This is a genomic window from Sphingomonas sp. PP-F2F-A104-K0414 (assembly GCF_004340945.1).
Lineage (GTDB): Bacteria > Pseudomonadota > Alphaproteobacteria > Sphingomonadales > Sphingomonadaceae > Sphingomonas.
On the sequence record NZ_SLYD01000002.1, the window covers coordinates 645,606 to 658,415 of the forward strand.

11 protein-coding genes are annotated in these 12,810 nt (G+C 64.9%); 5 read left to right on the forward strand and 6 right to left on the reverse strand.

Translation table 11 applies throughout. The features are described 5' to 3' along the window. The first annotated feature begins 28 nt into the window (after positions 1–28). Genes C8J46_RS21395 through C8J46_RS07105 form a run of 3 tightly spaced genes read left to right on the forward strand, consistent with a single transcriptional unit; the run spans position 29 to position 1,513 of the window. On the forward strand, positions 29–151 hold the full coding sequence (locus C8J46_RS21395; protein ID WP_279388893.1) for a hypothetical protein: 123 nt from the start codon (positions 29–31) through the stop codon (positions 149–151). Positions 152–176: 25 nt separating this feature from the next. Further along, a complete protein-coding gene (locus tag C8J46_RS07100) occupies positions 177–581 on the forward strand; it encodes a cupin domain-containing protein (protein ID WP_132736742.1) in 405 nt (134 codons plus the stop codon). Between the two features lie 23 nt (positions 582–604). Next, positions 605–1,513, forward strand: coding sequence for a LysR family transcriptional regulator (locus tag C8J46_RS07105; RefSeq protein ID WP_132736745.1), 909 nt, complete (start codon positions 605–607; stop codon positions 1,511–1,513). A 238-nt stretch (positions 1,514–1,751) separates the two neighbouring features. On the opposite strand, the gene C8J46_RS07110 is transcribed toward C8J46_RS07105, so the two are convergent. Both C8J46_RS07110 and C8J46_RS07115 read right to left on the reverse strand, forming a co-directional pair. Continuing rightward, complete coding sequence (locus C8J46_RS07110; protein ID WP_132736748.1) at positions 1,752–2,207, reverse strand: phosphate-starvation-inducible PsiE family protein; 456 nt, start codon at positions 2,205–2,207, stop codon at positions 1,752–1,754. 84 nt (positions 2,208–2,291) lie between these two features. Continuing rightward, a complete protein-coding gene (locus tag C8J46_RS07115; protein ID WP_132736751.1) occupies positions 2,292–2,846 on the reverse strand; it encodes a fasciclin domain-containing protein in 555 nt (184 codons plus the stop codon). A 473-nt stretch (positions 2,847–3,319) separates the two neighbouring features. Between C8J46_RS07115 and crtI the strand changes: the two genes are divergently transcribed. Further along, positions 3,320–4,984 (forward strand): phytoene desaturase family protein, encoded by a 1,665-nt coding sequence (gene crtI, locus C8J46_RS07120; protein WP_132736754.1) that lies wholly within the window; start codon positions 3,320–3,322, stop codon positions 4,982–4,984. 252 nt (positions 4,985–5,236) lie between these two features. Here the strand turns inward: crtI and C8J46_RS07125 are convergent, their stop codons facing one another. The 3 genes from C8J46_RS07125 to C8J46_RS07135 all read right to left on the reverse strand — a co-directional run bounded on the left by C8J46_RS07125 (position 5,237) and on the right by C8J46_RS07135 (position 10,585). Further along, positions 5,237–5,662, reverse strand: a complete 426-nt coding sequence (locus C8J46_RS07125) for a fasciclin domain-containing protein (RefSeq protein ID WP_132736757.1) — start codon at positions 5,660–5,662, stop codon at positions 5,237–5,239. A gap of 397 nt (positions 5,663–6,059) precedes the next feature. Next, positions 6,060–8,159, reverse strand: coding sequence for a phospholipase C, phosphocholine-specific (locus tag C8J46_RS07130; RefSeq protein ID WP_132736760.1), 2,100 nt, complete (start codon positions 8,157–8,159; stop codon positions 6,060–6,062). Positions 8,160–8,221: 62 nt separating this feature from the next. After that, positions 8,222–10,585, reverse strand: coding sequence for a TonB-dependent receptor (locus C8J46_RS07135; protein ID WP_132736763.1), 2,364 nt, complete (start codon positions 10,583–10,585; stop codon positions 8,222–8,224). A gap of 163 nt (positions 10,586–10,748) precedes the next feature. On the opposite strand from C8J46_RS07135, the gene C8J46_RS07140 reads away from it, so the two are divergent. Then, complete coding sequence (locus tag C8J46_RS07140; RefSeq protein WP_243643252.1) at positions 10,749–11,507, forward strand: DeoR/GlpR family DNA-binding transcription regulator; 759 nt, start codon at positions 10,749–10,751, stop codon at positions 11,505–11,507. Positions 11,508–11,513: 6 nt separating this feature from the next. Here the strand turns inward: C8J46_RS07140 and C8J46_RS07145 are convergent, their stop codons facing one another. Then, entirely contained in the window at positions 11,514–12,788 is a 1,275-nt protein-coding gene (locus tag C8J46_RS07145; protein WP_207894120.1) for a DUF5690 family protein, read from the reverse strand. Positions 12,789–12,810: the final 22 nt, after the last annotated feature.

Here is a 12,810-nt window from a genome sequence, read left to right on the forward strand (position 1 = left end):
ATGGCGGTCGACACGCGCTTCGGCCTGTTTGTCACATCGACGAGGTCGACCCGACCATGTCGCCGTTAGGGCGAAGAACGTCGGGCTCCGCGTGCGCGGCTATCCGGTGACGCTGGACAAGCATATCAAAGAATTGCCCGATCTCGTCTGACACTTCACCTCAAAGGAGTACGACCATGGAATTAAAACGCGCAGGATCGCAGCCGTCGCAAAAGGGCCCCGCCGACTGGTTCACGGGCACGGTCCGCATCGATCCGCTCAACACCGCGAAGGAGCCCGCGCGGCACAGCTGTGCGGCGGTGACGTTCGAGCCCGGCGCCCGGACCAATTGGCACACGCATCCGCTCGGCCAGACGCTGATCGTGACGGCCGGTTGCGGCTGGACCCAGTGCGAGGGCGAGGCGATCGTCGAGATTCGTGCCGGCGACGTGATCTGGTGCCCGCCCGGCCACAAGCACTGGCACGGCGCCACGTCGACCACCGCGATGACGCATATCGCCATCCAGGAGGCGCTGGACGGCAGCCCGGTCGACTGGCTGGAGCCGGTGACCGATGCGCAGTATCTGGGTTCGGCCGCGTAGAGCTCTGGGATACATAACAGGACATGGTCACGAGCCGATCCGATTTCGCCGACTTCAGCTACTTCCTGGCGATCGCGAAGCACCGCAGCTTCCGCGTCGCCGGGTTGGAGCTCGGCGTCAGCGCGTCGGCGCTGAGCCATGCGCTCAAGGGGCTCGAGGGTCGGCTCGGCGTGCGGTTGCTCAACCGGACCAATCGCAGCGTGACGTTGACGGCCGCGGGCGAGGAACTGCGCGATGCAATCACGCAGCCCTTCGCGGCGATCGACCAGGCGGTCGAGGATCTCAACCGTTACCGCGACGCGCCGACCGGCCGCATCCGATTGAACGTGGTCGTCGATGCGGCCACGCTTCTGCTCAGCCGCGTCCTACCCGAATTCACCGATCGCTATCCGGACATCAACCTGGATATCGTCGCCACCGACCGCATGGTCGATATCGTCGGCGGTGGCTTCGACGCGGGGATTCGTCACGGCGGCACCGTCCCCGAGGACATGGTGGCACAGCGCATCTCGGGCGATATTCGCTGGGTGGTCGCAGGCTCGCCCGCCTATCTCGACCGGTTCGGCGACCCCCAGCATCCCGACGACCTCCAACAACACCGCTGTCTCGGCGTCCGGCTAGGCGACGACCGCATCTACCGGTGGGATTTCGAAGGCCGCGACGGCGAGTTCGCAGTCAGCGTGCCCAGCAAGATCTACGTCAACGAAGGCCGCGCGATGCTCGGGCTAGCACTCGGTGGCGCCGGGCTGATGTACGGCCCCGAACCGCTGTTCGAACCCTATTGCGCGCGCGGCGAACTGCGCATCGTCCTGCGCGATTGGGCGACGACGGGCCCCGGGTATCACGTCTATTATTCGAGCCGCAGACAGGTGCCTGCCGGCCTCCGCTTGCTGATCGAACTCATCCGCGAACTGCATCCCTTAGGACTGTAACAGGAACGAGAGCGGATATATGCGGGGCAGCGGAGACCCGGTCCCGGACATTCACGTCCGACTTGTGACTTCCCCACTTCAGCCTTTCGTAAGCTTCAAATTCAGACTTGAATTCGATATTCTCAGACAGGCGGCTTTCGAGCCTAGCCCTAGGAAAACGGGGATTTAGACTTTCCCCAACCGCGAGGGAGCGATGCGGTCGCGACTTTGAAGGCTTTAAGCAGGGCCTCGTGCTCGACTAGCCAGTCGATCGACTGAGGCGCGTCATCGCCATCGCCGCCACCGCAAGCAGCAGGATCGCGCTCGCCTCGAACACGATATTTTCGGGCGCCATGTCCTTGCTTTGCAGCACGATGAGCCGCGCCAGCGCGGTGATCGCGATGAATATCGGATAGATGAAGGTCGCGCCCTTGCCGGTGTAGAACACATTCACCATGCCGATCACCTCGGTGTAGAGAAACATCAGAAGGATATCGGCGAGATTGATCGAGCGGGTCTGGTAGATTTGATAGATCTCGGTTGCCGCACCGCAGATCGTCATCAGTGCGACGAGCAGGAGTAAGATGCGTTCGACGACATGAAAGCCGATCGACGCGACAGTGTGCTCGGTTTCGCCGACTGTCGGCTTGAAGGACCGATCGGCGACGATGTCCTCCTTCGAGGCGCCGGCCTGATTCTCGCCGAAAGGCTTCATGCAAGGCCCTATGCAATGCGTACCATGACCAATGGCGGGGGCAGAGAGGACGTGGCGCCGGACACACCGGCGCCACGATTTGCGTCACGGCATGAGCACCGTGTCCACCACGTGGACCACACCGTTCGACTGCATCACGTCGGCCGTCGTCACGATCGACTTGCCGCCCTTGGCGTCGGTCAGCACGATCTTGCCGTTCGTGACGCGCGCGGTGAGCGCCTCGCCCTGCACGGTGGTGAGCGTCGCCTTGCCGCCCCCGGCCTTGATCGCAGCGAGCGCATCCTTCGCAGTGATCTTCCCCTGCACCACGTGATAGGTCAGGATGCTCGCAAGCTGCGCCTTGTTCTCGGGCTTGAGGAGCGTCGTCACCGTGCCGGCGGGCAGCTTCGAAAAGGCCGCGTTCGTCGGTGCGAACACCGTGAACGGGCCTGGGCCGGACAGCGTCTCGACGAGACCGGCGGCCTTCACGGCGGCAACAAGCGTCGTCAGGTTGCTGGCGGCAGAGGCATTCTGGACGATGGTTTTGCTGGCATACATGGCGGCACCGCCAACCTTCGGGTTAGCGGCGACCGCAATAACCGGCACCGCAACCGACAGTGCGAGGCAGACGCCCAATGTGCGCGCGATCCGTGATGTCATCTTGGTTCTCCTAGCATCATACACTCCCGTCTGCCGGCCACCGACAAGCGTTCGGGATCCTGAAACGACGGGCCTGAAGGGGAGTCACAGCGCCTTTTCGGGGCGCGAAATCACTCACCATCAGCCCGTCTGCGGTCTCGGCACTAGGCGTTCGCCAGGCAATACGGACCAAAGGACGGGTCCGACCTACCCCGATCGGCAATGCGATCCCCGATACGCTGCCGTGCGATCATATCCTCTCGTCGAGCGACGCGACGCTGGCCGGCACGGGATACGGCCCAAAGTCCGTATCGTGACACGATTGACGAGAGCGTAGCGAAACCCACCCGCGGGTCTGCCCCCACCAGCACCGATCGGGCGTTGCAGCCGTTCGCCCCTGTCGCGGTGCCGCATCCGCGGTTATCGCACGGGATCGAACGACCGCTCGTGGAGCGCCGCAGATCCTCTCCCGACTCCCAGGAAAGACGACCGTCATGACCCGCCAGCGCGCTATCGTAATCGGATCGGGGATCGGCGGCATCGCCTGCGCGATCCGCCTGCAGAGCCTCGGCTTCGATACGCAGATCGTCGAGCAGCTCGGCGATGTCGGCGGCCGCGCCTATGTCCGCCGCGTCGATGGCTTCGTCTTCGACATGGGCCCGACCGTGCTGACCGTTCCGCATTTCATCGAGGAGCTGTTCTCGCTCGAGCGCGACGCGGCGATGCTCGACGAACCGGACTTTCCGCCATCGGTGCTCGCCGAGGGTAGCCGCATCGTATCGGGCGCAAGCGGCGGCCCCAACACGCAGCGCTACGTCGACATCGTGCCAATCCTGCCATTCTACCGGATCTATTTCGACGACGGCAGTTTCTTCGATTACGATGCCGATCCGGTCAACGTGCGGGCACAGATCGCGCGGTTGGCCCCCGAGGATCTCGAGGGTTACGAACGCTTCCACGAGGCCGCACGCGCGATCTTCGAGCGCGGCTTCCTCGAACTCGGCTATACCTATTTCGGCTCGCTCGGCTCGATGGTCGGCGTCCTTCCCGACCTGTTGAAGCTCGGCGCGATCCAGCCGCTGTTCTCGCTGATCTCGAAATATTTCAAGAGCGACAAGATGCGGCAGGTGTTCAGCTTCGAGCCGCTGCTGATCGGCGGTAATCCGCTCAAGGTGCCCGCAATCTATGCGATGATCCATTTCGTCGAGAAGACCTGGGGCGTGCATTTCGCGGTCGGCGGCACCGGCGCACTGGTCAAGGCGATGGTCCGCAAGTTCGAGGAGCTCGGCGGATCGGTGCGGCTGAACGCCAAGGTCGATCGGATCGACGTCGAGAAGCGCGGCCGCAAGCGCGTCGCGACCGGCGTGACGCTGGCGAACGGCGAAACGCTGCCGGCCGATCTGGTCGTCTCCAACGCCGACTATGCGACGACCTATCTGAAGCTCGTCGACAAGGCGCACCGGCGGATCAATCGCGACGCGCTGGTCAAGTTTCGCAAGCAGAGCATGTCGCTGATGGTGATCTATTTCGGATACCGGAAGCAGGACGGCGACCCCGACCTGCGGCACCACAACATCATTCTCGGCCCGCGCTACGAGGAGCTTCTGACCGACATCTTCGAGCGCAAGATCCTCGCCGACGACTTCTCGCAATATCTCCACATCCCGACGATCACCGACCCCAGCCTCGCGCCGGCGGGGCACCACGCGGCCTACACGCTGATCCCGGTCCCCAACAACCAGAGCGATATCGACTGGGATGCGGTCGGCGAAGGCTTTGCCGACACGGTGCTGACGTTCCTCGACGAACGCGGCTACATTCCCGGTCTGCGCGAACGGATCGTCCATCGCAGCTTCGTGACGCCGGACTATTTCGAAGAGGTGCTGGGGTCGCATCTCGGCAATGGCTTCGGGGTCGAGCCCCGAATGACGCAGACCGCGTTCTTCCGCCCGCACAACCGCAGCGAGGATGTCGCCAACCTGTATCTTGTCGGTCAGGGGACGCAGCCCGGCGGCGGCACGCCCTCGGTGATGATGTCCGCCAAGATGACCGCGCGCGAAATCGCGCGCGACTTCGCGATCGATCCGCGGATCGTTGGCGGCGTACCGTCGCAGGGTGGCGATGATCGAGCGCTGGCGATGGGGCTGGCGGGGGTCTGAACGGCCCGCGCGCGGCATGCGCGCTACGCGGCTGCCAGCATCTGCTCGGCAAGCTGCCGCCCGGATCGTGTGGCACCGGCAGCGGGCCAGCGCGTAACCACGCGAGCGCTGCCCAGCCGTGCATAGCCTCGACGAACGCGTGATCGCGCATACGCAGGATAGCCTGCAATGCCGGCAAAGACGATCGTAACCGTCCCGCGTGTCTCCAACCGATGGTACCGGGACATTACTGCCCCGGTGCCGGTAGAGGTCTCAGCCGGTCGGCAGCAGCACCTTGTCGATCACGTGGATCACACCGTTGGTGCAGGCGATGTCGGCGGTCACCACCTTGGCGCCGTTGACGGTCACGCCGTCGGTGCCATCGACGTGGACCGTCGCGCCGCCGGCGGTTGCCGGGTCGAGCACCTTGCCGACCACGTCCGCCGCCATCACCGTGCCGGGCAGCACGTGGAGCAGGAGGATTTCGGTCAGCTTGGCCTTGTTCTCGGACTTGACCAGATCGTCGACGGTGCCGGCCGGCAGCGCGGCGAATGCGTCGTCCGACGGTGCGAAGACGGTGAATGGCCCCTCGCCCTTCAGCGTGTCGACCAGCCCAGCGGCGCCGACCGCGGCGACCAGCGTCGTGAACGAACCCGCAGCGACGGCGGTATCGACAATATCATGCTTGGTATCGGTCATCTTGTTCGTCCTGAATCAGAGCAAATTAGTGCGTTTGCCAAGGTTCGACTGACGCAACGATCCGCCGCGGCCACCATCCGAGGCCGAAGATCAGAAATCGTCGCGCCGTGTCGTCGTCCGGCGCACCCCTCATTCCACCCGGTCATGCGAGGCGCGATATGACCTTTCGGTCGTATGGAAATCGGCGTCGTCAATGCCATGTGCCAATCCACCCCCGGAAAAGGGCTGTGGCTTTTTCCAACAGGTCCGGGATGTCGACAGCGCTGCCGTAGGCATCCGAAAGCTTTTCCCAGCCAGGGTCACCCGGTCCGATCGCAACCCAGCCTAAGCGACGTATCCGATGTCCGCAAAACCCGGTTGCGGAATGCACGGTCTTGCCGAGACTAATTGACGAGGGTCAGACCCGCGGAACCATCACGAACGGATCGCTACACGTAATTCGGCCGGGGGCGTCGATGCGCCCTGATACCCGCCTTAGATAGTTGGGGACTTTCGCTGCACCGATCGTGATGTCGTACCACCCATGGCTCTGGCTTAGCGGCCAGCTACGCTGGGCTTCGGTCAGCGGCGTCACCAGGGTCGTCGCGCCGATGCGTTCGGTCCGCGCGATCAGCTCGGACGTGCGGTGCCCGGCGGGAAGAAGCAATGTCATCTCGGTCGTGGTTGCGCGCCAGACCAGCTCGGACAACGGTGCGGGATCGTCCCTGTGCCCCATGAAGTGTCGGTGAAACCCGTTCGGACCGAGCACCCAGAGATCGTAGCGGCCTTCGTGATCGAACGGCCAGCGCCCATTTAATGCGCGTCCGGGCTCGACCGTGAAGCGGCGCGGCGTCTGGGTCAGGTTGGTCCGATCATAGACGTGGAACACTGCGCCCTGCGTGCCGTCCACGGCGAAGCGAAGCGTGATCGCGCCATCGGCGATCGTCTCGCCGACGGTCAACGCATAAGGTAGCGGGCGGGCACGACGGATCCCGGGTTCCTGCCATGGAGGCGATGAACCAGCCGGCGCCTGCGGGCTTACTTGCTTGGGGATCGCGGCAGCCCGCACGGCATCCGCGTGCGGATCGGGCATGGCGGCGAACGGCGCAGGGTCGGCAGCGGTGAAGTCGAACGCGGAGGTCAGATCGCCGCAGACCGCGCGACGCCACGGTGCGATGTTGGGTTCGTGGAAGTCGAACCGCTTTTCGAGGAAGCGGATTACCGAGGTGTGATCGAACATCTGCGAATTGACCCACCCGCCCCGGCTCCACGGCGACACGACGTACATCGGCACGCGCGGGCCAAGTCCGTAGGGACGACCGCGATAGGTGGGGAGATCGAGCGCCGCATCGCCCTTGCTCGGTTCCGTGTGATAGCTGCCGGCCAGATCGACCGTCGAGCCACCAAGTAGCGTGCCGTCAGCCGAACGCGATGGCGGCGCAGGGGGCGGGACGTGATCGAAGAAGCCGTCATTCTCGTCGAACATGACCAGCAACGCGGTCCGCGCCCAGACCTTCGGATCCGCGGTCAGCGCGTCGAGCACCTCTGCGGTATAGGCGGCGCCTTGCGCGGGGCTCGACGGACCGGGATGTTCCGAGCCTTTCGCGGTGGCGATCACGTACGACACTTGCGGCAGTCGCCCGGCGAGCACGTCGGCCCGCAACATGTCGAGCCCGCGTGTCGTCAGCGCACGGTCACGTAATGCAGGATCCCCGCTACCCTGGTGCGCGTCGCGAAACGCCGCGAAACCAACCAGCGGGTTGTCGGTGAAATTGTCCGCCATGTCCTGGTAGATGCGCCAGTCGACGCCCTTGGCCTGCAAACGCTCGACCACCGTCGTCCAGCGGTATGGTTCGGCATTACCGCCATCCTCGGGAAAGCTGTCGTGCGAATTGCCGATCGCGGGACCGCCCATCGTGCCGCCGGGATCGTTGGTGCCGCTCCACAGGAACAGGCGGTTTGTGTTCGTGCCCGTCTGGACCGAGCAATGATACGCGTCGCAGACCGTGAACGCCTCGGCGAGCGCGAACTGGAACGGGATGTCCTCGCGCCGGTAATGCCCCATTGCGCGCTGGCTCTTCGCCTCGGGCCAGTGTGCCATCCGGCCCTCGTCCCACCCGCGCTGCGCATCGGGCCAGCTGTGCGGCGTGCCCTCCATCCGCATCAGGTCGAAATTCGTGCGCGTGGCGAGATGGAACGGTAGGACGGTGCGCGCGCCGCCGGCCGCCGTCCGGTCGCGCTGATACCAGACTGGTGCGGGCTTCGTCGCATCGGCCGCCGAAGGCACGGGGATCGGCAACCGGTCGGCAAACCCGCGAACGCCGCGCAACGACCCGAAATAATGATCGAAGCCGCGATTTTCTTGCATTAGGATGACGACATGCTCGACATCCATGATCGACCCGGTCTTCACGTCGGGTGCGATCGCCGCCGCCCGCGCGATCGCCGCGGGAAACGCGGACAGCGCGGCCCCGGTAAGGCTGGCACCTAGCAGCGAACGGCGGGAAACGTCGGTCATCGGGGCAATCCACAAGTGAAGGACATGGTCCGCAAACGCCGACGAACCATGCCCATTTCAGATCAGAAGTCGAGCGACAGCGACGCGGTCACGGTCCGCGGCGTGCCGAGGAACGCCGAGCCACCATCGGCACTCGACAGATAGCGTTCGTCGGTCAGGTTGGTCGCCTGCACCGTGAACGACACGCCCTTGAGCTGCTCGCTCACCGCCTCAAGATCGGCGCCGACATAGCCGCTCACCAGCGTGAAGCTGCCGGCCTGGGCCTTGCCCTGCGTGTCGATATTGCGGTCGCCGACGAACTTGGTGGCGATACCCGCCTTGAAGATCGACTTCTTGTAGTCCGCCGAAACCACCCACATTGTACGCGGCGAATTGATCACCTGCTGGCCCGGCGTCACGCCGACATCGGCATCCTGTGCAACGTCGCCGGTGCCGATATAGGTCGCGTGGTTGTAGGTGAAGCTGCCCGACAGCGTCAGCGGTGGCAGCACGCGGTAGGCCAGCGCCGCCTCGATGCCGCGGCTCTTCACCCCGCCGACGTTCAGATAGACGCTGTCCTGCTGTTCCAGATAGTCTATCCCGGTGACAAGGTTCGACGAGATCGAGACGATCTGGTTCTTGAACTTGATGCCGTAGCCGGTCAGCGACGCCTGGATCCGCCCGGTATTGTAGCGTGCGCCGATCTCGATGTTGTTCGCGGTTTCCGGCCGCAGGTTGCGGATCGTCTCAGGCGGCTGTCCGAGGGGGCCGTTGCCGATCGCCGCGAAGTTCTGCGAATAGCCGGCGAACAGCTCCATGCCCTGCAACGGCGTCGCATAGGTCAGGCCGGCGTTGATCAGCGGATCGGAATGCGACTGGATCGACGTCGCGCTCAGATTGCCGAGCAGTTCGGTGCGGCTCTGATCAAGGAAGAACTGCTTGACGCCGAGCCGTGCGGTGACCGGGCCATAAGTCACCGCGTCTTCGGCATAATACATCACTTCGTCGAGCCCGTAGTCGGTGCTGAACTGCACGTAATACGGCGTGCCGTCGAAGGCTGGCCCGACCCGCGCGTTGGTGATCTTGTGCCAGTCGCGAAGCTGGTTGGCGCGGCTGTGCTCGAACCAGAAACCCGCACGGAACTGGTTCTGCACCACGCCGAAGTCATGCTGCCAGTCGACGTCGCTGGTGAAGCCCATGCGGTCGTTCTCGTAGTGGGTGTGGCGGTACGACATGACCGGCGTCGCGTTGGATGCGTAGCAGGTCGGCGAGTATTCGGCGGGCACGCCGCTGGTGCCGACGCAGCCGACGGTCATGGTCGCGGCCGCACCGGTGGGCGTGACGAAGTAGATCTTGCCGAGCGCATCGCTGCTGCGCACCGTCGGGCCACCGACAAATTCGCTCTCCGGGTTGCCGACGCCATCGTTGCGGACATCGACCAGGTACGGCGGCGCGAAATCGCCGCGGCCGCGCATCCGGTGATAATAGCCCGCCGCCTGCAGCCTCACTTCGCCGAGTTCGGTACGGGCCTTCAGATACCCGAACAGGTTCTTCCGCAGCGCGCGCGAGGTCGGGCGATAGGCCTGGTCGACGTACGGCAGCCCGGTCCAGCTGTCGGTATAGGCGTCATGGTTCGGATCGTTCGCGAACTGCGCGGGCGATACCGATCCGAACTCAGATTCATCCGCATCGTCGTACGAGACGAACCCTGTCAGGTCGACCGTACCGACACGGCTCAACACCTTGGCGTCGATATGGTCGCGGCTCGTCTTGCCCGATCCGCCGATCCAGTCGCGCACGCGTGAGGTCGACGCGCTGACATAGGCGGTAGTATTGGGCGCGATGGTGCCGGTATCGCCGCGCACGTAGAATTTGCGCGCACCGAAATCACCCCCGGCGGCAGTGAAGCGCAACCGGCTGTCCGTGGTCGGATCGGAGGTCACATAGTCCAGCGTCGCGCCGAGCGCTTCGTTGGAGCGCGACGAGATGTCGGCAGTGCCCTGCGACACGTTGACGGTTTTGAGATCGAGCACGTCGATATACCGATTGGCGCGCGATCCTCCGCCATAGCCCGAGCCGCCGTTCGGCAGGCCGTCGATCGTCGAGCCGATCTGCTGGCCGCCGCCGCCGCCGCTGTTGAAGCCGCGGATGCTGATCGAGGTCGCCCAGTCGGACGAGCCGAAAGCGTCACCCTCCGCGACGAACACGCCGGGCAGTTCGTTGATGACGTCGTTGACACTGGCGAGCGCGGACTGGCGGTCGATCATCGGCGCGGTCACGCGCGTGTTAGCGAATGCCGTCGACTGTCCGGTCACGACGATCTCGTCGCTGCGCGGCTGTTCTGGATCGCCAGCAGGCGTCGCGGACGGCGTTACGGTCGTCTGCGCGCGCGCATTCGTCGTCGCCGCGATCGCCAGGATCGCAGCCCCCATCATCCACTTGGTCATGTCGTCTTCCCCTTGCCACGGTCCGAGCATTGCCGGGCATCCTGTGACGCAGCCCTTGCAAGCGCCGTGTGACATGGCTGTGACATCGTGTGGATATTGTTGGTATTTTGTGGCTTGTACCCAACGGGAGATGCGGAGAAACAGGCCGTACAGGAGAAGCCGTGTGACGCAGTCGGATCGTATCGCCAGTCTAGTCGCGTTGCTCGAAGCGCGGGGCTCGTGTTCGATCACGATGCTCGCGGATCACTTCGCCGTATCGGACGAGACGATCCGGCGCGATGTGCGGCAACTTGAGGCGAGCGGCCGCGCGTACAAGGTGCATGGCGGGGTCAAGCTTCCCGACAACAGGCTGGAAGCGCCATACCGGTTGCGGATGCAGGCGCAGGCGGACGCGAAGCAGGCCGTCGCGCGCCAAGCGGCGACGCTGATCGAGGACGGGATGACCGTGCTGATCGATTCGGGCACCACCTCGTGCTGGGTCGCGCGCGCACTCGCCGATCGGCGACGACTGACGATCGTCACGAACAACCTGGAGGTGGCGGGCGACATGCTCGGTCGCGACGGGATCCGCGTCTTCCTGGCCGGCGGCGCGGTCAACGTCGATTACCGGGCGACGTTCGACGCGGAGGCGATCCGATATTCGCGCGGCTTCTCGCCCGACGCGACGATCCTGTCGATGGGCGCGATCGAGGCGAAGCGCGGCTTCATGGATTTCGAACCCGACGAAGCGGCGTACAAACGCGCGCTGCTCGATGGCGCGCGCCGAGTAATCGTCGTCGCCGACGCGGCGAAGTTCGACCGCGCCGGCACCGTCCATGTCGCCGACTTCGCGCAGGTCCACGATCTCGTTACCGACCTTCCCGCGCCACCGGCGATCGCCGATGCCGCGACACGCGCCGGCGTCCGGCTCCACACCCTCTGATCGCCCTCACCGCGCCGGCGGATGGCGGACGAACCAGAATGCCGAGACGAACGTCAGCACCAGCAGCGCGGCGCCGGTCAGCACGCCGGCATCGAGGAACAACCCGAGCCAGTTCCGCCCGGGGGCGGTCGTGCTCCGCATGAGCAACAGACCGATACTGCCCGAATAGCCGAACGCGTCCGCCAGATAGATCAGGAACCCGGCGGTGCCCGGCGAAGGGCTGGCGGCCATGATACGGTCGAACAGGATCGCGCTGAACGGGGCGTAGGCGAGGTAGATACCGACGCCGGTCAGGATCATACCGGTGACCGGCCCTATCGCCCCTGCGCGCAACGCCAGCATCGATCCGCCAAGGATCACGGCGCCCGCCATGATGACGCCGTGGATCGTGACCACCGCATACCGGTTGTCGCGCACCAGCCCCAGCATCGCCAGGCCGAGCAGCACAATCACCGCCACGGGCACCTCCGTCGCCACGTACAGCGCAGGCGTCGCCGGGTGATCGAGCGCCATCCACAGCTCGGGCGCGAAATTGTCACGCAGGTCGCGAAGTGCCGCCAGCATCGTATAGCCCACAACCAAAGCGGTCACCGGCACCCAATGCCGCTTTAGATACGCGCGCCGCGCTGCCGCATCCATCGGCCCACGCACCCCTCTCGCGATCGAGTCCGCCGCATCCGGCGGGGGAGAACGCGTCAGCGCCGCCACGCCCACCAACAGCAGCGGCGTGAAGATCAGCCCGGTCAGCGCCGGCATCCAGAACGCGCTGACGCCGTGCTCCAGCAACAGGCTGCCGACCGACCGCGTCACGCCCGACGACAAGATGAAGCTCGCGGTCAGGATCGACGCCAGCACCTCCGAATTGCGCCGCCCCTCCAGATAGCTGAACACCAGTCCCCAGATCATCCCGAGCGGCAACCCGTTCAGCAGCATCGCCAGCGGGCCAAACCGGGCAGGCAACAGCGCCAGCAGCAACAACGCCGCCCACGCCGCGCCGACCAGCGACAGGATCAGGCGCGTGCGGTGCTCCGGCCGATGGACCGACACGACATGCACGCCAATCATCTTCGACAGCGCATAGCCGACCGCTTGGGACAGGATCAGCGCCGTCTTGTAGTCGAGCCCGGCAAACACGGCCGGCACGCCGTCGAACCCTGCTGCCGCGATTGGCTTGCGAAACCCGTACATCGCAAAATACACGCAGAACGCGGCGATGCCCGGCGCGGTCGCCGTCAAGCTGGTTGGGAGGCGCATCGACGACGACAGGGACCGTAAGTTCACCGGCAGTCGCTAGACCAGTCAC